Source organism: Lentzea alba, from assembly GCF_011067745.1.
Lineage (GTDB): Bacteria > Actinomycetota > Actinomycetes > Mycobacteriales > Pseudonocardiaceae > Lentzea > Lentzea alba.
The window spans coordinates 108539-128521 of sequence record NZ_JAAMPJ010000003.1 but is presented as its reverse complement, the minus strand read 5'-3'; the positions used below and the strand labels follow the sequence as shown (position 1 = coordinate 128521).

Genomic DNA, 19983 nt, shown 5'->3' with positions numbered 1-19983 from the left:
CCCTGACGTTTGACCCATGACGAAAACCTCACTGGCTCTGGTGGTGGCGCTCGGCGCTTTGGCCGCGGCCGTGTCCCCCGCCCAGGCTGTCGAGCCCTACTCCGAGAGCCCGTCCCAGTCCCACACCGTTCGTTCGAGTCACGGCTACGACGTGGTCGTCGGTGGCGTCAAGAGAGCCACTGTCAAGGTCAGCGATCCCGCCTACACGGTCCGTTCCACGTCTTCCGCCGATGGCGCGCTGGCTGCCGTGATCTCCGACTTCGACGGCACGTCCGGTTCCGTTCTCCAGACCGTCGACCGCTACGGCAAGTCGCGTCTCGTCGCGCGCGGCGCGATCACGTCGGCTGTGTTCCACGGTTCTCGGCTGGCCTACGCCGACGGCGAGAACGTGGTGGTGGACGGGGTCTCCGCGGGCAAGCTCAAGGGGCGCGCGCCCCAGCTGCTCGGCTTCACCTCCGACGGCACCGGACTGCTGGCCGTCGAGCACCCGGACGCGGCCGACGACAGCACGTACGTGGGTTCGCTGGTGCGCTTCGACCTGAAGTCCGGCGCCGCCAAGCCGTTGGTCACGTCCGATTCCTCCGCGCTGTACCGCGACTTCAAGCTCGTGGACGTGCGTGGAGAGCGGCACGTCAGCTTCATCAAGCACAACGAGATCTACCGCTGCGGCGGCGCCGACCCGCAGTGGCTGGGCCTGGTCTCCGAGGACGGTGCCGTCCGGTCGCTGATCGGCGAGACCCGCCACCACTACCGCAGCGCGGTCTGGAGTGCCGATGGTTCTCGGGTCGCGTACGAGGTCATGGGTTGCGTGTCGGACAAGACTCTCGGGCCCGGCCAGTTCGCCGGGTTCAACGGCGTCTACGTGCAGGACCGGGCTTCGGGTGTCGCTTCGCGCGTCGTCGAGGGGCTGTCGTTCAACTACGCGCTCACCGGGATCGACGGTGGTGTGGCCGTCATCGGCAGCCCGGCCAAGGGCTACGTGAAAGCCGCGGGCTTGTCGGCGGCTTCGCTGGACGGTGAGGTCACCACGATGGGCCGGCTGAACCGCGCCGAGTACATCCACCAGTTGTGGGACACCCGCAACGAGTTCAACGGCAACTCCTCCTGCGGCCCGACCAGCGCGGTGATCGACCTCGTCACCTACCAGCTGCCCACCGAGTTCGGCGTCCAGGTCTCGCAGCCGTCGTCGCACTGGTCGAAGTGGGGCCGCTACATCACCGACGAGTTCACCAACCGCGGCACCACCTTCAACCGGACCATGAACGACTGGTCGCGCACCGGCAGCTGGAAGGGCGCCCACGGCTGGATCACCGGCTACTACTGCGGCGGCAACCCGGCCCGCCCCTGCGCCTCGTGGGACTCCGAGCGCGACTTCCTGGCCCGCAACGGCGCCGCCGTCCAGCAGGGCAACTTCACCCCGGCCCAGGTCCGCGCGTTCCTCGACCAGGGCAAGTTCGTCATCATGAGCGGCACCTGGGGTTCGACCGCCGGCCACCTGTCGGTCGTCATCGGGTACCACGACAACGGGTCGTTCTACGTGCACGACACCTACGGGGCGGGTACGGACGGCAGCTACGACGGGGCGAACCAGCTCTACACGTGGAACTACATCGCGCCCGTGCAGATGTGGGCGGCCTGATACCTCGACAACGAAGCAGAGATTCTAACGCGAAATTGGTTGAGCAGGGACAGCATCACTGATCCGGAGCAGCCCCACCCTGCCCGTTGGTGTGAACCTGATCGTAGGTCCTCGCCCCGGAAGTATCGTGCGAATCAGCAGCGGGTGCACCCGCCGAGGGGGCCACGAGGATGTAGCCGATGACGTTCGGGGCGAGCATACGAAGAACACGACGAATGCAGTCGAAAATCAGGTCTTCCACAATGCTGGGATCGACCGTGGAAGCCCTGCAGTCTTATGTGCTCAACGCGGGCGTCATCGGCATCGTCGAAGGATTGCTCGGCATTCTGGCGGTCGGCGGAATCCTCAGCGCCCTGCTGGGCCAGGCCGGTGTGCGCGCCGCCGCGATCGTCGCGGTGATCGTGGCCGTCCTGGGACTCTTCGTGTTGCTCGTCGCGAACAAGCTGGAATGGCGGCGCCGCACCGAGCTGGATCGGCGGCTCCTGCGCCGGTACTGCGACTTGCTGCACGAACGCTGCAACTTCACGTGGAGGATCACCGACTGGCGGCAGGTCGTGACGATCGAGGCCAACGGCGACACTCGCGACAAGATCACCTTCACCGCCGTGCCCACCTGCGACGCGCTCGACTTCCTGACGTTCTGGGAAGGTCCGAACTGGGAGTGGCCCGAGAGGTACCGGCGCAAGACCGAGGTGCACGTCCGGAGCGTGGAGCTCGAAGGTGACGGCGGCGGGACCCGGTTCGACGTCACGACCTGCTGGTTGAGCAGAGGACGCCTGAAGGTGATGGTGCACTTGAGCGAGCCCGCGCTGCGCGACACCGAGATCAGCCTGGTGGCCGAGTTCGCCTTTCCCGCGAAGTGCCTGCCCTTTGTTCAGGGAGCACCCGAGGAGTTCGTCAAGAAGTTCTCGCCGGGACCCGAGCACCTCGAGTACACGGTCGTCTTGCCACCAGGCTGCAGCGGTTACTGGGACGGCGTGGGACTGAAGTCCGGGACCGAAAGTCATTCCATTCAACGGAGCACGAACACGAGCGGTCGCGAGGAGATCAGCCTTGTGGCCGATGGGGTCAGCACCGGCGCACGAGTGGGCATGAAACTGGACATCAAGTAGACGGGAGGACTACTTGTCGTCAGCTCCGCCGCTGCCACCTTCTCCACCAAAGCCCCGCACAGTGCAACTCCCTGTTGAATTGAACAGGGCGCACGCCGCCAACGCTCCGGCCACGGAGAAATTGACAGGACAATGCGCCCGGCACCCCGTCGGGCGCCCGGCACGATCCTAGATCATTCCCGAGTCAGTCGACGAATCAGGCCACTCCATCGGTACTTGACGCTATCCGTCAAGTACTTGCTATCCTCCGTCAAGTGGCGACCACCTCGGAGCACGTGGACCTGCGCGACGACCTGACCCGGCTCGTCCGGATCCGGCTGCTCGACCCCCTCGAAATCCTCCTGCCCCAGGCCGACCTCGACGAGCTGCGCGAACAGGTCAAGATCGACGCCGAGATGTGGGCGGCCCAGCTCCTAGGCGAGGACGACGCACTGGCCAGGCAGGTGGTGATCCGCCTGATCTCCGTCCTCTACCCCGGCGACACCGCCTTCGACCCGCCCGACGAGTGGTGGGCGACGCCGCTCGGCCGCGTCACCGCGAGACGGGCCGGTCACCCCAGCAAGGAGGGCGTGTCCTTCGGGGTGGCGGGCGCGATGCTCGGCATCACGCGGCAGGGCGTTCACGACCTGGTCAGCCGCAACAAACTGCTCCGCCACCCGGAGGGCGGCGTCACGGTCGCCTCCATCCGCGCACGACTCGCCCTGAGGAGAGAACAGTGAAGCTGGCGGCACACGACCACGGCGGCGACGGGCCGCCGATCCTGCTCCTGCACGGCGCGGGCGGAGACCTGACGGCGTGGGAAACGCTTGCGCCGCAACTGAACGGGCGCGCGCTGGCGGTCGACCTGCGCGGGCACGGCGATTCGCCCGACGGGCCGTGGGAGTGGGACGCGGTACTGGACGACCTGGAGGACACAGCCGTCCACTTCGGACTCGACAACCCCGTGGTCGTCGGGCATTCACTCGGCGGCATCCTCGCCGGCATGTGGGCGCGCCGCCATCCCGACTGCCCCAAAGCGGTGAGTCTGGACGGACATCGATCCGCCACAACGGATCCCGCGAACTACGCAGGGCTCGCGCCCGAGCAGGTCGAGGCCGGTCTCGCGACGCTCAACGCCCTCTTCAGCGCTCAGCAGGAGACGATCACGCGACCCAGCCGCGAGATCACCGACGCACTGCGGAAAGCGCCGGAGTTCCTGGACGCCCTGCCGGTCTTCGCCGAGGTCAAGGTCCCGTTCCTGCTCGTGCTGGCCGCCAGGAACCTGCCCGTGCCACCGGAACTGGTGCCGTTGATGGATGCCCACCGCGCCGGACTGCGCCGCGACCTGCCGCTGCGCTGCCCGCACGTCCGCGTCCACGAGATCGACGCGTCGCACGGCATGGTCTACGAGCAGCCGGCCGAAGTCGCCGCGATCGTCAACGACTTCATCACACGGTGAAGAGCCGGTCCAGCGCCCGGCGGGCGCGCAGGGGTGCGGCGCTGTCGTGTTCGAGCTGCAGGAAGTGGTTGAGCGCCAACATGATTCCGACGATCTCGTAGATCAGCTGGTCGACGTCCGTGTCCGGCGGCAGCTCGCCGAAGCTGATCGCGCGCCGGATGTGGATGCGCAGGTCCCTGCGCCACAACGCGTTCATGCCGGCCAGCGCGTCCCGCACCCGGCCGCTGCGGCCGTCGAACTCGGTGGTCGCGGCGGTGAAGAAGCAGCCTCCGGGCAGCACTTCGCGTTCGAGGTAGGAGACCCAGGCCTCGCAGACCGCGCGGAGGTGCGGCAGCCCGGACGGTGCCTGCTTGACGCGGCCCGGCACCTCCCGCTGGAAGACCTCCGCCGCCTGGTCGACGACCGCGAGCTGCAGGGACTCCTTGGTGCCGAAATGTCCCAGCAGACCCGCCTTGCTCATGCCGAGCTCGGCGGCCAGGCGCCCGATCGTCAACCCTTCGAGCCCTTCCGCCGAGGCGATGGCGAGGCTGTGTTCGAGGATGCGCTGCCGCGTCTCGAGGGTGTCGGCAACAGATCGGCGCGGACTCACGGTGAGATCCTAACCTCTTTAGCTACCGACCGATCGGTTGCTATATTCGGCGCGTCACAGTCTCGCCGAAGGAGCTCGCCTTGTCCGGATCCCGTGTCGTCGCGCTCGGCCATCACCAGCCCGAACGCGTGCTGACCAACGCCGACCTGGAAAAGATGGTGGACACCGACGACGAGTGGATCCGTCAGCGCACGGGCATCGCGACCCGGCACATCGCGGACGACGAGTCGGTCGCCGACATGGCGACGGCGGCGGCGGCCAAGGCGCTCGCCGCGTCCGGACTGGCGCCCGGCGACATCGGCCAGGTCATCGTCGCCACCTGCTCCGCGATCGACCGCTGTCCCTCGACCGCCGCCCAGGTCGCGGGCCGGTTGAACATCCCCGGCGCGGTCTGCTTCGACCTCAACAACGCCTGCGCCGGCTTCTGCACCGCGCTCGCCACCGCCGACCACACCCTCCGCGCCGGTGCGGCGAAACACGCGCTGGTCATCGGCGCCGAGAAGATGTCCGACCTCGTCGACTGGACCGACCGCGCGAGCTGCATCCTGCTCGGCGACGGCGCGGGCGCGGCGGTGATCAGCGCCGCCGACGACGCCCAGATCGGGCCCGTCACCTGGGGTTCGGACCCGACGCGCAACAACGCCGTGCGGCTCGTCGACGAGTGGCAGCCGCGGTTCGCCCAGGAGGGCCAGGCCGTCTTCCGCTGGGCCACCAGCGAACTCCCCGCCGTCGCGACGCAGGCCTGCGAGCGCGCGGGCATCGCCACCACCGACCTCGCCGGCATCGTCACCCACCAGGCGAACCTGCGGATCATCGAGGCGATGACCCGCAAGATCAAGCTGCGCGAGGACGTGGTGATCGCGCGCGACGTCGTGGGTTCCGGCAACACCTCGGCCGCCTCGGTGCCGCTCGCACTGTCCAAAATGGTCGAACGCGGCGAGCTGCCGTCCGGTCAGCCGGTGCTGCTCTTCGCGTTCGGCGGCGGGCTTTCGTGGGCGGGCCAGGTCATCACCTGCCCGTAGCCACACGCCCGAAAACAGGCCCCAAATAGGCCGGTGTGGCGGCTCGGGAGCCCACCGAGCCGCCACACCGTTGGTGACGCACGAGAGAGAGGTTCAGGTTGCCGGCGCGGGATCGAGCGCATCGCCGCGTGACGTCATCGGTCCGCCACCTGGCCACGACAGCGACGTCGGAGTTCGCTCGTCACCGCTTGCCCTGTGCCGACAACCTGAGTCCTCCTGACCGGGTTAAGGCCTCGCACGTCCTCCGCCCGTTCGCACCATCTCCGGCCTCGAACGTGAATGCCGCCGCCGCTGCAAAGGCGGGGACATCGACGACGAGACGGACGGGGGAACCGATGATGCGTGGGCGGCGACTGGTTCGGGAACGGGGATCATGGTGGTCGGGAGAACTTCCGGGGCCTCGGCCGCGGCGGGTTCCGCCTCCGGCTGCGTCCACACCGGGACGTTCGTCTCGACCGTGTTCTGCCGGAACAGTTCCGGCGTCTCGGTGATGATCTTGCCTGGCTCTTCCAGACCCACGATGCCGACGAGCTTGCCGTTGGCGATGAAGCCGGTGAGTCCGTTCACGTCGGTGGTGTCGGTGCCGAGGACCGGCAGGCCGGCGCCCTGCACTCGCATGCCGTACTGCTCGGTCCAGAAGCGCGGGACCGGGGTGTAGGTCTTGGCGTGGTTGCGACCGACGAGCAGGTTCTCGGCGGCGGCGCGACCACCCTCGACGGCGTTGAGCCAGTGCTCGACGCGCCGCACGACGCCGTTGAAGCGCATGTTGGGCCAGCGGGCCACGTCACCGCAGGCGACGAGGTTCTCCGCGCCGACCACGTGGTTCGTGGAGTCGCACAGCACGCCGTCGGAGATGTCCAGGCCGGAACCGCGCAGCCAGTCGACGGCCGGGGCGGCGCCGACGGCCAGCACGACGCACGAGGCGAAGAAGACCTGGCCGTCCGAAAGGTGGATGCCGATGCCGCCGGGCTGACGCACCCAGTGCTTGATGCCGACGCCGGTGGCGAGCCTCACACCGTGGTGCACGTGCGCCTCGGTGATCTTCTTGCCGATCTCGTCACCGACGACACCACCCAGCAACGCGGGTGAGCGCACGATCAGGGCCACGTCGCGGCCCATGTGACGAACCGAACAGGCGAGCTCGCAGCCGATGAACCCGCCACCGATGACGGCGACGAGGCCCTGCGACTGCCGGATGTTCTTGCGGATCGCGACCGCGTCGTCCAACGTCCGCAGCACGTGCACCCGCGGGTCGTGACGAGGGGCACCGCCCATCGCCCTGGCGTCGACGCCGGTGGCGATGATCATGCCGTCGTACTTGATCTCCTCGCCGCCGGGCACCCAGACCGACTGCTTCTTCGGGTCCAGGTGCAGGGCCGGGGAGTTCATCCGCCACTCGGCGTCGAGGTCACCGGAGAACGACAACATCGAGTCGTCCGGGTGCCATTCACCGGTGATGATCTGCTTCGACAGGCACGGGCGGTGGTACGGGAGGTGCCGCTCGGCGGACAGGATCGTGATCTGCCCGTCGAAACCCATCTCCCGCAGCCGTTCCGCGGAACGAACTCCTCCGAGCCCGCCGCCGACGACCACGATCCGTTCGCTCACTTCACTCGCTCCCTGATCTCGATCGCGCGCATCGGGCACGCGCGCTGTGCCGCTCGGGCCTGGGCGAAGTGCTCCTCCGGCGGGCGGCGGTTGTAGGTCAGGCGGTTGTCTTCGATCAACTGGAAAACATCCGGCGCCTCCGCCTGGCACGTGCCGTAGCGGTGGCATTTCTCGTTGTTGACGCTCACGTCCATCGCGTCGCCCTCGCCGACACCGGGTTCCTTGCCGCGCTCGGAGTCGAGCATGCCGATGCGCATGAGCACCTCGGGCGGCAGGAAGCGGGCCAGCGCCAGGGTCGCGGTCGGGACGAGGATGGTGAGGCCGGCCAGCCAGAGAACAGACAGGTTGCTGTTCGCGATGGCGCCGAACCAGGAGTGCACCACGGTGGCGGCGACGACGATGTACGCCGTTTGGTGGAACCGCAGCCACTTGCGGTAGAAGACTTTGTGCCGCATGGAGGCCAGCACGGCGATGGCGAGCATCACCTCGAGGCCGATGATGCCGAGCGCGTGCCGGAACAGGCCACCGTCGACGAAGGGCACGACCAGCTTGATGAAGCTGAAGGTGCCGGTCTGGATCAACGTGAAGGCAAAAGCGTGGATGCTGCCGAACGCGATGGTCAGCGAGGCGAGCACCATGTGCCCGTTCTTCAGTCCTTCACGGCCGGTGAGCTTCTCGGCCCATCCGGTCGCGATCAGCACGCCCCAGGACAACGTGGCGCACATCATGACGTAAGCCAGCCTGGCGGAGATCTGGGCCATCTTCTTGACGCCCGAGTCGAACTCGGACGACTGGGCCACCAGGAGCGGAATCTGGCTGGACAACAACTCTTCCTCCGGAAAGAACTTCTCGCGGGAACCCGCCCGGTCCTTGGTGCAGGAGTGGACACTTCAGGGCCGGGCGGGTGGGAACAGGTCCGCGTTGGAGTGCCTCTGACCTTGGGACACCACCTCCGTTTCCCGTCGTGCAACGGGGTCTTGCTGAAATCACCGCACCGGTCGTCGCGGGCGGAGTACTCGGAGCAGGAGGACCGTGAGGACGGCTCCCGCGGCGGTGACCGTGAGGATCACCCACATGTTCGGCCCCTCGTCGGAGGCCAGGCTGGCGTTGATGATGCCGCCGGCGGGCTGGGGCTCAGCGAAGGACGAATCGCCTGCGAGACCCGTGCTCTCCAGCAACGTCATGTGCTTCATCACAACGTCGATGCCGGCCTGGGCGAACCCGCGGATGGTGTCGTTGCGGGTCCCTGAGCGCACCTTCGCGATGAAGGGGAAGATTTGGCCGTGCGCGGCGCGCAACCGGGCGACGAACGCCTGGTCGAACGCGTCGCCTTCGAGCGCGTTGATCTCTTCCATCCACGACTGCTGCGCAGGGTTCGGCACGTCGGGCGTGGTCAGCCCGAACCCAGCGGCCGTCTTCTTCGTCAGCGCGTCCAGCATCATGTGGTCAAGCATGATCATCTTGCCGATCTGCTTGACCCTGGCGTTGGACGCCTTGGTGGCCGTGAGCTCGCCCATGGGCATCTCCCACAGGCCTGCGAGGCGCACCCTGTTGAGCAGTTCGCGGTCGTTCGCCGTCAACGGCCCTGACGGGGTGTCCATCACTCCCCCGGTGTCCGCGGGCTGGGCTGCAGCCGTCGCGGTCAGGCCGGAGAAGAGGAACAACATCGCCAAGACGGTGGCGAGGGCTCTGGTCATCGTCTTGATGTCCTCGTTGTTCAAGGGAGTCGATAGGGGGCGTGAAGATCGAGCAGTGGGCTCAGTAGCCGGGCGCTGCCGGAGGTGCCGCAGACGTGGGTGTCTGGCCTCCGGGAGTGGGGGACGTGCTCGGCTTGCTGCTGCTCTTGTTGCTGTTGTTCTGCGCTTTGCCGCCGGTGATCTTGGCGCCGTTGGGGGCGGTGACCCACCAGGTCCCGCCCTTTCCTTGCCCCTTCATGTCACCGGCCGACTTGTCCTCGGCGTACGTGTACTGCGGATTACCCGCGATGGTGAGCTGCTTGGTGCCATCGGGCCTGGTCAGGACCCCCATGGAGATCGGGTCCACCCCGGTCGCCATCGGCGTCTTGTCCGCGAGGACCGGCTTCCAGGTCTTCAGGCATTCGCCTTCGCAGTTCGACTTGGGCGGCTTCGAGGTGTCCTTGTCGAAGCGGTAGAGCGGGAGGCCGTCGGCGTCGGTGACGAACCAGCCCATCTGCTCGCTGTTCGCGATGAAGTACATGTTCGCGCCGCTCAGATCAGCGGGTTTGGCCTGCAGGCCACCGGGGGTGGCCTCCCCTCCGGGAGGGGTGTCGGTGCTGCCGCACGCGGTGAGGCTGACAGCCAGTGCCGCCAGGGCGGTGATGGCGTGACCACGTCGCATCGGCAGGTCCTTTCTCGACTGGGGTACCGAGGAGTACGGACACGATCAGGCAACGGTTCACGAGGTTCGTGAGGAATATTTGCCTCTCGACTTGAGACGGTTCATGAGGCAAGGATGTCCCCCGTGGCGCGGCATAGACGTCAACGCGAGTTAGACGAACAATCACCAAGACCGGGGTCTCTCGAAGAAGAGTTGATCCGTCGGCTGTACGAGGAATTCGGTAGTGCCCTGCTGGGACACTGCATGAGGTTGACTGGCCATGATCGTCAATGGGCAGAGGACATCGTGCAGGAAACCCTGGTCAGGGCATGGCGCAACGCCGAAAAACTCGAGCGTGACCCCGTACTCCTGCGCTCGTGGTTGTTCACGGTGGCAAGGCGGTTGGTCATTGACGACAGGCGTAAGAGGAGCGTCCGTCCGCAGGAGTTCGAACTGACCCCTTCGGACGAGTCGCCTTCGGGCGGCGAGGAGGATCGCACCCTCGCAGCGATCGTCGTCGCCGAGGCGATGAACGGTCTCTCTGAGGAACACCGGGAGGCTATTCTCGAGACATATCTGCGGGACCGCACCGTCGGGGAGGCCGCGGCGGCACTGGGTGTGCCACCGGGAACGGTCAAGTCGAGGGTGTACTACGCGCTCCGTGCGTTGCGGCGTGCGTTGCACGATCGGGGAGAGACGCGGTGACAACGGCACCAGATCACCTCGACGTAGCCGCCTACGTGCTCGGCATCCTTGATGCCGATGAGGTGGAGGCGTTCGAGAACCACCTGACCGAGTGCAGGCGGTGTGCTCTTGACCTGCGCGACTTCGCGGTGGTACCCGACCTCATCGACGAAGCCGACGCGGGCGGAATGCTGCGCGGAACAGCTCCGGAACGTCCGGACGGCAAGTCGGTGCGGGTCATGCTCGACGCCGTCGCGGCGCGCAGGAAGCGCAGACGGTGGTTCGTCGCCCAGGGTGTCGCGGCCGCCGCCGCCGGCATCGTGGCGGTGACGATCGTCGCGACGACACTGGTCGTGCGCGGCGGAAATGACGGCTCGAACCAGGCCGCCGGCCAGAACCCGAGCACGACGACGTCCCAGACGCGGGTGGCGAACAACTCCACCGACTCGTCGATGAAGGTGCAGCAGCAGGACCCGAACAGCGGTGTTTTCACGAAGATCACCGCCTCGGACGAGGCATGGGGCACCTCGATGGACATCGAGGTCAGCGGCATGTCCGGACCCAGCAGGGGCTCGCTCGTCGCGGTCGGCCGCGCGGGCCGGGTGGCCCAGGTCACGTCCTGGTACGCGCCGGAACCGGTGGCGGGCGACAAGAAGACCATCCGGCTGCAGGCGAACGTGGCCATGCGCTGGCACGAGATCGCGACGTTCCGGATCGTGGACGAGAACGGCAAGACGCTGCTCGAGGCCGTCGCTTCCTGACACTTCCCGACACCAGACCACTGCCCCTGCGGGATCCGTGAGATCCTGTAGGGGCGGTTGTCGTTTTGGGGAGGCATTACACGTGGCTATAGGCCCGTCAGCGGTCGAACGCTGGCTCGATCTGTCCACTGAGGAGCTGCGCGCGCAGGTCATGCGGCTCGTGTCCGCCCGGCTACCGGGCGATCACGCGGTGTGGCAGGCGATCCGGCGTCATCCAGCTCTGGTTCCACGCATCCGCGGTGTCCTCTCCGGACTCAGCGCGACGGCGGCCGGCAGCAAGGACGAGGCCATGCAGAAGGTGTGGATCTCCAAGGCGCGCGCCGCGCTGGACACCGCCACGCCGCCGCCGGTGAAAGCCGTGCGCAAGCCGAAGGTTGAAGAGGTTCCCGTTGAGGAACCCGAACCCGTGATCGACCTGCGGGAACCGGAACCACAGCAGCTCAAGCAACCGCACAAGGCCATTCCGACGATGCTCTTCCAGGAGCCGAGCTAAGGAGCCCGTGCAGATGGTCGTCTTCGGATCGTTCATCTCACTGGCAGGCCTGCTGATCCTGTTGTTCCGCACCGCGAGCCTGGGTGGGCTCAGCCCTGCCGTCGTCGGCTGGGTGATGATCCCGCTCGGCCTGGTGTTCGTGGTGCTGGGCGTCCTGCGCAACCGCCGCAAGCGTGCGCAGAAGGGTCCCGGCCCGGTCGGCAACCCCATCCAGCGCGCGAAGGCGTTGCCACGGCTGTGGAAGGTCTGGCGCAGCGGCAACTATCCCGAGTTGCCGCGCAGCCAGGTGGTGATGTGGGCGGTGGCGCTGGTCTACCTGGTGTCGCCGATCGACGTCCTGCCGGAGTTCCTGCCGGTGATCGGCGTGACCGACGACGCGGGTGTCCTGGTGTGGCTGCTCAGCAGCCTCTCCATCACCTCAGGGTCGTTCCTGCGCTGGGAGAAGGACCATCGCGACCCGAGTCGCGGGATCGAGTCCCCTTGAGGCCTCCTCGCGCATGATTTCGGCCAGGCCGGGAGACGTCCCGTCCACGGAGGTCTCGGTCATGGCGCGGAAACCCAGGCGCTCGTAGTACGGCTGGTTCCACGGCACGTCGCGGAACGTCGTCAGCGTCACCGCGCGCTCGCCGCGGGTCACGTGCTCGATCAGCGCGGCGCCGATCCCCTGGCGTGCGTGCGACGGATGCACGCAGACCTGGTGGACGTGCGTCGCGCCGTCGACGTCACCGACCGCGATGAACGCCACGGGCAGGCCTTGCTCCCCGATGGCGACCCACACGTCGTGGCTCGCGAGGTCCTCCAGGGACATCGGGTCGTCGTCGGCGATCTCGGGCATTCCGACGTCGCGGAACGGTTCCCCGGACGCGATTTCGATCTCCTGGAGGTACGGCAGTTCGGCTGGTTGGGCGAGACGGATCAACACGCCCGTCATCCTGGTAGGTCGGACGCGGACCCCGCAGCCCAATAACGTTAAAGTCCGACTCGATGCGAACCAAGACCGTGCGCGTCCTCCTGGTCGAGGACGACGATGGCGACGCCGTGCTCGTCGAGGCGCTGCTCGAAGAAGCGAGCGCGCCGTTCGTCCTGTCCCGCGCCGGAACGCTCGCGGAGGCGGAGCGCATGCTCCTCGACGCCGAGTGCGTGCTGCTCGACCTCGGCCTGCCCGACTCGCAGGGGCTGGACGGCCTGCACCGGCTGCTCGGCAAACCGGGCGCCCCCGCCATCCTCGTGCTGACCGGACGCGACGACGAACGCGAAGGCATCGAGGCGGTCGCCGCGGGCGCCGAGGACTACCTGATCAAGGGCCAGGTCGACGGCGAACTGCTGCTGCGCGGCGTCCGGTACGCGGTCGAACGGCGCCGCGCCGAGGACGCCCAGCGCCGGCTGCGCGAGGCCGAGCTGCTCGCCGCGGAACGGGGACGCCTCGAACGCGGCCTGCTCCCTCCCCCGCTGCTGCAGAACTCGGACGTGAACCTCGAGGTCCGCTACCTGCCGGGCGGCCAGCGGATGCTGCTCGGCGGCGACTTCTACGACGCGGTCGGCATGCCGGACGGCACCGTCCACGCGATCATCGGCGACGTCTGCGGGCACGGCCCGGACGAGGCCGCGCTGGGGGTCTGCCTGCGGATCGCGTGGCGTGCGCTGGTGCTGGCCGGCGAGCCACCGGAGAAGGTGCTGCGGACGCTGGACCAGGTGCTGGTCGCGGAACGGCACGGCGAGGGCATCTTCACCACGGCGTGCATGGTCACCGTGGCACCGGACCGGCGGTCGGCCCGCTACTTCCTCGCCGGGCACCCCGAGCCGTTGCTGATGGTCGGCAGACAGATCGTCGACCTGCCCCAGTCGAAGATCGGCGTGCCGCTCGGCGTGCTGCCCGACTACGCGTGGACCGGCGTGGACGTGCAGCTGCCGACCGGCTGGTCACTCGCCTGCTACACGGATGGACTGATCGAAGGCCGGGTACCTGACGACACGGACCGGCTCGGCGTCGAGCGCCTGTGCGACATCCTGCGCGGGCACCTGCAGGCCGGACCGAACTGGATGGACCCCGTCATCGCGGAGGTGACGGAGCTCAACGGAGGGGCACTCGACGACGACGTGGCCATCCTGGTGCTGAAGGACGGAAATTGAACCTGCCGCAAAGGTTGCCGGCGAGCCGCCTGCTGGCCGCCATCGTCGCGGTGCTGCTGGCGATGACCGCGGTGGCCGTCTCGTCCACGGTCGTCGCGCTGGACGCGCTCGGCAACGCGCGGGCACACGCGGTCGACGAGGTCGAGCCCGCCGGTCGCCTCGCGAAGGACCTGAACCGCGCGCTGCTCGACGAGGAGACCGGTCTGCGCGGTTTCGTGCTGACCGGCCAGGACGACTTCCTGAGGCCGTACCTGGACGGGCGGACGGCCGAGGTGGAGTCCTCCGAGAGGGTCCGTGAACTCGTCGGCGACCTCAACGGCCGGGTGAGCCGCATCGAGGACCTCGCCCGGCAGTGGCGCGGCCAGTACGCGGAACCGACGATCGCCGGCATCCGGCTGTCCGGTCCCGCCATCAGCCCCGCGCGCGACATCGACCGCGGCAAGGTGATCTTCGATCAGCTCCGCACCGAGGTGGCGGGCCTGCAGACCGACATCGGCGAGCTCAGCCGGCAGTCACGCGACCAGCTGGACCACGCGGCGGGCGTCGTGTTGTGGCTGGTGATCGGCATGGGCGTGCTGCTGGTCGCGGTGATCGGCGGGTTGTCGTTCCTGCTGCACCGCTTGCTGATCGCACCGCTGGCGAACGTCGCCGAGCACACCCGCCAGGTCGCGTCCGGTGACTTCCAGCACGAGATCGACGCGGACGGCCCGCGCGAGATCGTGATGCTCGGCGAGGACGTGAACGCCATGCGCCGCCGGATCGTGCAGGAGCTCGCGACGCTCGACGAGGCGAAGACCGAGCTGCAGCGCTCCAACTCGGAGCTGGAGCAGTTCGCCTACGTCGCCTCGCACGACCTGCAGGAGCCGCTGCGCAAGGTCGCGTCGTTCTGCCAGCTGCTGCAACGCCGCTACGGCGGCCAGCTCGACGAACGCGCCGACCAGTACATCGACTTCGCCGTCGACGGCGCGAAACGCATGCAGGTGCTGATCAACGACCTGCTGGCGTTCTCCCGTGTCGGCCGGATCACCCGCGAGCAGACGGTGATCGACCTCAACGAGATCGTGCGCCAGGTCGTGGACAGCTACTCCGAACGCATCGAGGAGACCGGCGCTCGCCTGGAGATCGCGGAACTTCCTTCCGTGCGCGGTGAGGCGTCTCTGCTCAGCGCGGTGTTCCAGAACCTGATCAGCAACGCGTTGAAGTTCAAGGGCGCGGAAGCGCCGGTGATCGCCGTCGAGGTCGAACGCGACGACGAGATGTGGAAGTTCACCGTGCGGGACAACGGCATCGGGATCGAGCCGGAGTACGCTGATCGGATCTTCGTCATCTTCCAGCGCCTGCACCCGAAGGACGCCTATCCGGGTACGGGCATCGGACTGGCGATGTGCCGCAAGATCGTCGAGTACCACGGCGGCACGATCTGGCTGAGGACCGACGTGGACTCCGGAACGAGCTTCGAGTTCACCCTGCCCGCCATCCCCGCAGCACCCGAACTCGCTCCCGAGGTTGAGGAAGCACATGTCTGAGTCACCGCTGAACGTGATCGACGTCCTGCTCGTCGAGGACGATCCGGGCGACGCCCTGATGACCCAGGAGGCGTTCGAGCACCACAAGATCCGCAACTCGCTGCACGTCGTCAAGGACGGCGTGGAGGCGCTGGCGTTCCTGCGCCGCGAGGGCGAGTTCGCGGACGCGCCGCGGCCGGGGCTGATCCTGCTCGACCTCAACCTGCCCCGCAAGGACGGGCGCGAGGTGCTGGCCGAGGTCAAGGCGGACGCCGAACTGCGGTCGATCCCGGTGGTGGTGCTGACCACCTCGGAGGCCGAAGAGGACATCCTGCGCAGCTACAGCTTGTACGCCAACGCCTACGTCACCAAGCCGGTGGACTTCGACCGGTTCATCGAGGTCGTCCGCCAGATCGACGACTTCTTCGTCACCGTGGTGAAGCTGCCGCGCTGATCACGGCGGCGCTGAAGTCCAGGCAGGACCGGCAGATCTTCGCTTCGGCGCCCTCGTGCACGGGCAAGGTCGCACTGCAGAACGAGCAGTCGCCGACCTCGGCGACCTGAGCCTCGGTCACGCAGATGTCGCAGATCAACGCCGCGGGCCCGGCCATCAGCTTGTCGACCTCGTGGCCGGCGCGCCCGCAGAACCAGCACCGCTCGGTCCGCTTGGACTGTTCGACGATCTGGTGCACGCGCTGGTGGCTCATCTTCAGCGCTTCCGCGATCTCGCGCATGGAGCCGCCGGCGCGATGCAGCCGCAGCACGCTGTGGTGGTAGACGGCTTTGGAGATGTCGGCCTGGTCCTGCGCCGCGGCGGCGAGCGTGCCCGCCTTGCGCGCCGCAGCCAGCAGTTCCTCGTCAAGGGTCATGGCGTCTAGGGTAGCTAGACGCGTCTAGTGTGTCTAGACAGCAGGTCAGTCCACGCTGCGCACGATCAACGGGTCGTCGTCGGCCTGCACGACCCACTGCTGTTCGTCTCGGGGCTCGGGGATGACCGGTGCCCAGAGGCCATCCCCTCCGGGGCGGTGGATTTCCTTCGGCATAGTCATGCTTTTTGGCTACCCGTTTGCGCGGAACGTATGCCCGACAGCATGGTCGTGATGGCATCCATTACGCGCGAGGTGGCCTCGTCCAGCACTTCGGCCGTCAGTTCGAGGTCGTAGAGGTCGGACAGGTCGACCGGAGCGCCCGCCACTACTTCGATGTTCTTGCGCGGCAACAACCTGGGCAGGATCGTGCCCTTCGGCAACAGGTCCTGCGTGCCCCACTCGGCGACCGGAACGACCGGGACGCGGCTCTCCAGCGCCATCCGCGCAACCCCCGACTTGCCCTTCATCGGCCAGTGGTCGGGGTCGTCGGTGAAGGTGCCCTCGGGGAACACCATCACGCACTCGCCGTTCTGGAGCGCTTCCACAGCGGGCCTGAGCGCCTCCGAGGCCTTCACCGTGCCCCGTTCGACCGGGATGTGACCTCCGGAGCGCATGACCCGGCCGAAGACCGGTATGCGCCACAGAGAGGCCTTCGCGAGCACGCGCGGCACCCGCTTCGACATCAACGCGAACACCACGGCCGCGACCGTGTCGGCGTTGGAGAGGTGGTTGAACGCGAGGATCACGCCACCGTTGCCCGGCACGTGCTGCCTGCCGCGCACCCTGAGGCGTACGAACAGCACGACGATCGGCCACAACAGGTCGATCGCCAGCGAGAACCAGAACCCCCGGCCACGGCGGGGCATCTTCCAGGTCCAGGCGATCAGCTCGAACGGTGTCACGCCTGGTATTCGAGCACGCCGGCGTTGTCCGTTCGGGTCAATTCACCACGTTCGACCAGAACGTCGAGGTGCGCGGCCGTCTCACCGATCGCCAGCACCTGGTTGAACATGTCGAGGTCGTCGAACCGGCGCTGGCGGCGGGTCCAGCCGATCTTGCGGGCGGTCTCGAACGCGCTGCCGCTCGCGGCTTTGAGGATCTCTTCGAGACGCTGCTCATGGAACTGCAACAGCTCGTCGACGCGGGCGTGCGAACTGTCGGTCACCGGGCCGTGCGCGGGCAACAGCTTGAGGTCCGGCAACGCGCGCGTGAGCCTGAGCGACGTCATGTAGTCGCCCAGTGGCAGTTCGGGCCTGAGCGGCTCGAAGCCGATCGACGGCGTGATGTGCGGCAACACGTGGTCGCCGGAGAAGAGGACCTTCGCGGTGTGGTCGACGAACACGACGTGGCCACGGGTGTGACCGGGCGTCGGGACGACCTCCAGCCTGCGGTGTTCGAGGTCGAGGGTCGACGCCGTGAGCCACTCGTCCGGCTCCTCGTAGTCGCGCAGAGCCTCGCCGCGGTCGACGTGGTGCATGATCCTGATCCACGTCTCGGCCAGCTCGCTCGCACCCCATTTACGCAGGTCCGCGACATGCTGATCGTCCTGCCCGTGCAGCATGTGCAGCAGCGACGGCTGCTCGCCCAGCCCCAGGCCGATCCTGCCGCCGAACAGCCGGCGCAGCGACACGGCCATGGTGTAGTGGTCGCGGTGCACGTGCGTGACGAGGAACCGGCGAATGTCCTCGAAGCCCTTGTTCAGCGTGCCGAGCGCGGCTTCCAGCTGGTCGCGGGCCTCGTCGAGCGCCCAGCCCGAGTCGACCATGACAAGGCCGTCGCCGTCCTCGATCGCGTACACGTTGACCGCGCGCAGCCCGTCGTTCGGCAACGGCAGCGGGATGCGGTGCACACCTGGTGCCACCTCGAACGCGCCCGGCTCACTCCACACGCTCGCCACCTCATTGTTAGCGACCACAACTATCTACCGGACGGTAACACGGTATTCCGGGTGCTTGTCGATGTACTTCGCGACAAACGGGCACAACGGGGAGATCTTGACATCCCGGGCCTTGGCGTCGTCCAGCGCGTACTTGGCGAGCTGACCGCCGAGACCCTGCCCGGCGTAGGCCTCGTCGACCTCGGTGTGCACGAGCGCGAGGACGTCGTCGACGGTCCGGTACTCCAGGAACCCGGCGAGCGCGCCGTCGACGTGGATCTCGTAGCGGCTCTCGGCTTCATTTTTGGTGACCACGTCAACCATCTTGCCCCGGACGGATGGAAAATGACGGTCATGGACGTCTACCTGCTGATCCTGGGAGACCACCTGCCGAACCCGTGCACGGGCGACGAGGTGCCCCAGGCCGAGCGGTTGCGCGCGATGGTCGAGCAGGCCGTGGTCGCGGAACAGGCGGGGTTCGCGGGCGTCGCGATCGGCGAGCACCACTTCACCCGCTACATCGTGTCGGCGCCCGAACTGCTGCTGGCGGCCGTGGCGTCGCGGACGTCCACGTTGAAGCTCTCCACCGGCGTGACGCTGCTCGCCCATCGCGACCCGGTGCTCGTGGCCGAGTCGCTGGCGACGCTGGACGTGTTGTCGGACGGCCGCGCCGAGCTGATCGTGGCGCGCGGTGTCGACCAGCAGACCGACGCGGCGTTCGGGGTGCAGCCGGGCGAGTTGCGGGCGCGGTTCGAGGAGCATCTGCGGTTGTTGCTCAAGCTGCTGGAGGAGCCGTCGGTGAGCTGGGACGGCCGGTTCCGCGGGCCGTTGAGCGAGGTGACCACGACCCCGCGGCCGGTGCAGACGCCGCGGCCGGTGGTGTGGATCGGGTCGGGGTCGGCGGTGTCGGCCGATCTGGGCGCCGAGCTGGAGATGCCGTTGATGCTGCCGTCGACGCTGCGGGATCCGTCGATCTACCGCGAGGTCGTGCAGCGCTACCGGGAGCGTTTTCCGTCGGGACGGGTCGGCGTGCCGAGTCATGTGTTCGTGGCGCGGGACAACGCGCGTGAACGGTGGCGGCCGCATCTCGCCGAGTACGCGCGGTTCGCGGATCCGTGGCGCGGGGACGGCGACATCGACGTGGACGCGATCATGGACGGCGCGGCGGTGTGCGGGACGCCGGAGGAGGTGGCGGGGCGGCTGAACGCGTTGGCGGAGCACCTGTCCATCGACACGCACCTGGTGATGGTGGACATCGGCGGCATGCCGCACGACTCGGTCATCGAGACGATCCGCCTGTTCGGTGCCGAGGTGCTGCCGAAACTTGTTTAACGCCAGCGCTGCCAAGGGTTAACACTCGTCCGCCAGGATGGTGTGCGTGGGCATCAACGTCATCGGAGTCACGCATCCTGACCAGGTCGGGGCACTCCCCGGCGGCACGAACGTGCTGGTGCTGGCCGATGACGGCACGTACGCCGACGAGTTCCTCGACACCGACTTCCGGGCGCATCAGCTGGTGGTGCGCGCTCACGGGCGCGGGTCGGCGTTCTTCGGGGTGGCGGACAAAGCCCGTGAGTTGGGTGCGAGCAGGGTTCTCTTCGGTGGCTTCCGGGACGTCGCCACGGGAGAGGACCCTGTGCTCGTGCTCGACGACGTGATCGCGTTCAACGCGTCGTTCGCACAACGGATGTACGACTGGGTCAGGCCGGCGAGCGCGTACGGTGACGGCCTGGTCACCTGGCTCACCGAGAACGCCGCCAAAGCCGGTCTTCGCGTGGTGCGGCCCCAGTCGACCTGGAATCCGTTGAGGACTTGTGAAGTCCCGATGCGACGGAAGTTGACGGCTTAGTACTCCGAAGGCTGAAGACACTGCGGCAGCGGTGAAATAACGTCTCCTCCAACGCACCGTCGCGCACACGC

25 protein-coding genes are annotated in these 19983 nt (G+C 67.7%); 14 read left to right on the top strand and 11 right to left on the bottom strand.

Annotated features, from left to right (window positions below):
* Positions 1–16: 16 nt before the first annotated feature.
* The 4 genes from G7043_RS13025 to G7043_RS13010 all read left to right on the top strand — a co-directional run bounded on the left by G7043_RS13025 (position 17) and on the right by G7043_RS13010 (position 4189).
* The gene (locus tag G7043_RS13025; RefSeq protein WP_166045873.1) at positions 17–1639 is read left to right on the top strand and encodes a C39 family peptidase; all 1623 of its coding nucleotides are present in this window, start codon (positions 17–19) and stop codon (positions 1637–1639) included.
* Between the two features lie 242 nt (positions 1640–1881).
* Positions 1882–2751: a hypothetical protein gene (locus G7043_RS13020; protein WP_166045872.1), complete on the top strand. Its 870-nt coding sequence runs from the start codon at positions 1882–1884 to the stop codon at positions 2749–2751.
* A gap of 254 nt (positions 2752–3005) precedes the next feature.
* Positions 3006–3470, top strand: a complete 465-nt coding sequence (locus G7043_RS13015) for a hypothetical protein (RefSeq protein WP_166045871.1) — start codon at positions 3006–3008, stop codon at positions 3468–3470.
* The gene (locus G7043_RS13010) at positions 3467–4189 is read left to right on the top strand and encodes an alpha/beta fold hydrolase (protein ID WP_166045870.1); all 723 of its coding nucleotides are present in this window, start codon (positions 3467–3469) and stop codon (positions 4187–4189) included. Before G7043_RS13015 ends, G7043_RS13010 begins: the two co-directional genes overlap by 4 nt.
* Here G7043_RS13010 and G7043_RS13005 read toward each other — a convergent pair.
* On the bottom strand, positions 4179–4778 hold the full coding sequence (locus G7043_RS13005) for a TetR/AcrR family transcriptional regulator (protein ID WP_166045869.1): 600 nt from the start codon (positions 4776–4778) through the stop codon (positions 4179–4181). The two genes, G7043_RS13010 and G7043_RS13005, sit on opposite strands and share 11 nt — an antisense overlap.
* Positions 4779–4858: 80 nt before the next feature.
* Here G7043_RS13005 and G7043_RS13000 point away from each other — a divergent pair, with 80 nt between their 5' ends.
* Positions 4859–5800, top strand: coding sequence for a beta-ketoacyl-ACP synthase III (locus G7043_RS13000; protein WP_166045868.1), 942 nt, complete (start codon positions 4859–4861; stop codon positions 5798–5800).
* A gap of 225 nt (positions 5801–6025) precedes the next feature.
* Here G7043_RS13000 and G7043_RS12995 read toward each other — a convergent pair whose 3' ends face one another.
* The 4 genes from G7043_RS12995 to G7043_RS12980 all read right to left on the bottom strand — a co-directional run bounded on the left by G7043_RS12995 (position 6026) and on the right by G7043_RS12980 (position 9766).
* On the bottom strand, positions 6026–7408 hold the full coding sequence (locus G7043_RS12995; protein ID WP_166045867.1) for an NAD(P)/FAD-dependent oxidoreductase: 1383 nt from the start codon (positions 7406–7408) through the stop codon (positions 6026–6028).
* Complete coding sequence (locus G7043_RS12990) at positions 7405–8232, bottom strand: 4Fe-4S domain-containing protein (protein ID WP_242642238.1); 828 nt, start codon at positions 8230–8232, stop codon at positions 7405–7407. Before G7043_RS12990 ends, G7043_RS12995 begins: the two co-directional genes overlap by 4 nt.
* Before the next feature lie 162 nt (positions 8233–8394).
* Positions 8395–9105: a DUF4142 domain-containing protein gene (locus G7043_RS12985; protein ID WP_166045866.1), complete on the bottom strand. Its 711-nt coding sequence runs from the start codon at positions 9103–9105 to the stop codon at positions 8395–8397.
* Positions 9106–9166: 61 nt separating this feature from the next.
* Entirely contained in the window at positions 9167–9766 is a 600-nt protein-coding gene (locus G7043_RS12980) for a hypothetical protein (RefSeq protein ID WP_242642237.1), read from the bottom strand.
* 114 nt (positions 9767–9880) lie between these two features.
* Between G7043_RS12980 and G7043_RS12975 the strand changes: the two genes are divergently transcribed.
* The 4 genes from G7043_RS12975 to G7043_RS12960 all read left to right on the top strand — a co-directional run bounded on the left by G7043_RS12975 (position 9881) and on the right by G7043_RS12960 (position 12167).
* Positions 9881–10450 carry a sigma-70 family RNA polymerase sigma factor gene (locus G7043_RS12975; RefSeq protein ID WP_030468711.1) on the top strand — a complete coding sequence of 190 codons (570 nt, stop codon included), beginning with the start codon at positions 9881–9883 and terminating at the stop codon, positions 10448–10450.
* Positions 10447–11190: an anti-sigma factor family protein gene (locus tag G7043_RS12970; protein ID WP_166045865.1), complete on the top strand. Its 744-nt coding sequence runs from the start codon at positions 10447–10449 to the stop codon at positions 11188–11190. The genes G7043_RS12975 and G7043_RS12970 overlap by 4 nt, the downstream gene beginning before the upstream one ends.
* 82 nt (positions 11191–11272) lie before the next feature.
* Positions 11273–11683 (top strand): hypothetical protein, encoded by a 411-nt coding sequence (locus tag G7043_RS12965; protein ID WP_166045864.1) that lies wholly within the window; start codon positions 11273–11275, stop codon positions 11681–11683.
* A gap of 13 nt (positions 11684–11696) precedes the next feature.
* Positions 11697–12167, top strand: coding sequence for a YkvA family protein (locus G7043_RS12960; protein ID WP_166045863.1), 471 nt, complete (start codon positions 11697–11699; stop codon positions 12165–12167).
* On the opposite strand, the gene G7043_RS12955 is transcribed toward G7043_RS12960, so the two are convergent.
* On the bottom strand, positions 12102–12602 hold the full coding sequence (locus tag G7043_RS12955) for a GNAT family N-acetyltransferase (RefSeq protein WP_207311185.1): 501 nt from the start codon (positions 12600–12602) through the stop codon (positions 12102–12104). The genes G7043_RS12960 and G7043_RS12955 overlap by 66 nt on opposite strands.
* A 65-nt stretch (positions 12603–12667) precedes the next feature.
* Between G7043_RS12955 and G7043_RS12950 the strand changes: the two genes are divergently transcribed.
* From G7043_RS12950 to G7043_RS12940, 3 genes are read left to right on the top strand one after another with little or no spacing between them, the layout of a single operon-like run.
* Positions 12668–13813, top strand: coding sequence for a PP2C family protein-serine/threonine phosphatase (locus G7043_RS12950; RefSeq protein ID WP_166045861.1), 1146 nt, complete (start codon positions 12668–12670; stop codon positions 13811–13813).
* Complete coding sequence (locus G7043_RS12945; protein ID WP_166045860.1) at positions 13810–15339, top strand: sensor histidine kinase; 1530 nt, start codon at positions 13810–13812, stop codon at positions 15337–15339. Before G7043_RS12950 ends, G7043_RS12945 begins: the two co-directional genes overlap by 4 nt.
* A complete protein-coding gene (locus G7043_RS12940) occupies positions 15332–15772 on the top strand; it encodes a response regulator (RefSeq protein WP_166045859.1) in 441 nt (146 codons plus the stop codon). Before G7043_RS12945 ends, G7043_RS12940 begins: the two co-directional genes overlap by 8 nt.
* On the opposite strand, the gene G7043_RS47560 is transcribed toward G7043_RS12940, so the two are convergent.
* From G7043_RS47560 to G7043_RS12920, 5 genes are read right to left on the bottom strand one after another with little or no spacing between them, the layout of a single operon-like run.
* Positions 15747–16187 (bottom strand): ClpX C4-type zinc finger protein, encoded by a 441-nt coding sequence (locus G7043_RS47560; protein ID WP_207311122.1) that lies wholly within the window; start codon positions 16185–16187, stop codon positions 15747–15749. The genes G7043_RS12940 and G7043_RS47560 overlap by 26 nt on opposite strands.
* A 45-nt stretch (positions 16188–16232) precedes the next feature.
* Positions 16233–16367, bottom strand: a complete 135-nt coding sequence (locus tag G7043_RS49315; protein WP_278185746.1) for a hypothetical protein — start codon at positions 16365–16367, stop codon at positions 16233–16235.
* On the bottom strand, positions 16364–17089 hold the full coding sequence (locus G7043_RS12930; protein WP_313887837.1) for a lysophospholipid acyltransferase family protein: 726 nt from the start codon (positions 17087–17089) through the stop codon (positions 16364–16366). The genes G7043_RS49315 and G7043_RS12930 overlap by 4 nt, the downstream gene beginning before the upstream one ends.
* Positions 17086–18075, bottom strand: a complete 990-nt coding sequence (locus G7043_RS12925; protein ID WP_313887836.1) for an MBL fold metallo-hydrolase — start codon at positions 18073–18075, stop codon at positions 17086–17088. Before G7043_RS12925 ends, G7043_RS12930 begins: the two co-directional genes overlap by 4 nt.
* A gap of 33 nt (positions 18076–18108) precedes the next feature.
* Positions 18109–18378, bottom strand: coding sequence for a GNAT family N-acetyltransferase (locus tag G7043_RS12920; protein WP_166045857.1), 270 nt, complete (start codon positions 18376–18378; stop codon positions 18109–18111).
* A 30-nt stretch (positions 18379–18408) separates the two neighbouring features.
* On the opposite strand from G7043_RS12920, the gene G7043_RS12915 reads away from it, so the two are divergent.
* A complete protein-coding gene (locus G7043_RS12915) occupies positions 18409–19395 on the top strand; it encodes an LLM class flavin-dependent oxidoreductase (RefSeq protein WP_166045856.1) in 987 nt (328 codons plus the stop codon).
* Positions 19396–19441: 46 nt separating this feature from the next.
* A complete protein-coding gene (locus tag G7043_RS12910) occupies positions 19442–19912 on the top strand; it encodes a hypothetical protein (protein ID WP_166045855.1) in 471 nt (156 codons plus the stop codon).
* The last annotated feature ends 71 nt before the right edge of the window (positions 19913–19983 follow it).

What these genes read in the sequence shown, in the direction of transcription:
- G7043_RS13025 (WP_166045873.1), top strand. Translation starts at nt 17, where the DNA reads ATGACGAAAACCTCACTGGCTCTGGTGGTGGCGCTCGGCGCTTTGGCC.
- G7043_RS12960 (WP_166045863.1), top strand. Translation starts at nt 11,697, where the DNA reads ATGGTCGTCTTCGGATCGTTCATCTCACTGGCAGGCCTGCTGATCCTG.
- G7043_RS13020 (WP_166045872.1), top strand. Translation starts at nt 1,882, where the DNA reads ATGCTGGGATCGACCGTGGAAGCCCTGCAGTCTTATGTGCTCAACGCG.
- G7043_RS12950 (WP_166045861.1), top strand. Translation starts at nt 12,668, where the DNA reads ATGCGAACCAAGACCGTGCGCGTCCTCCTGGTCGAGGACGACGATGGC.
- G7043_RS12940 (WP_166045859.1), top strand. Translation starts at nt 15,332, where the DNA reads ATGTCTGAGTCACCGCTGAACGTGATCGACGTCCTGCTCGTCGAGGAC.
- G7043_RS49315 (WP_278185746.1), bottom strand. Translation starts at nt 16,367, where the DNA reads ATGACTATGCCGAAGGAAATCCACCGCCCCGGAGGGGATGGCCTCTGG.
- G7043_RS12975 (WP_030468711.1), top strand. Translation starts at nt 9,881, where the DNA reads ATGTCCCCCGTGGCGCGGCATAGACGTCAACGCGAGTTAGACGAACAA.
- G7043_RS47560 (WP_207311122.1), bottom strand. Translation starts at nt 16,187, where the DNA reads ATGACCCTTGACGAGGAACTGCTGGCTGCGGCGCGCAAGGCGGGCACG.
- G7043_RS12915 (WP_166045856.1), top strand. Translation starts at nt 18,409, where the DNA reads ATGACGGTCATGGACGTCTACCTGCTGATCCTGGGAGACCACCTGCCG.
- G7043_RS12985 (WP_166045866.1), bottom strand. Translation starts at nt 9,105, where the DNA reads ATGACCAGAGCCCTCGCCACCGTCTTGGCGATGTTGTTCCTCTTCTCC.
- G7043_RS12980 (WP_242642237.1), bottom strand. Translation starts at nt 9,766, where the DNA reads ATGCGACGTGGTCACGCCATCACCGCCCTGGCGGCACTGGCTGTCAGC.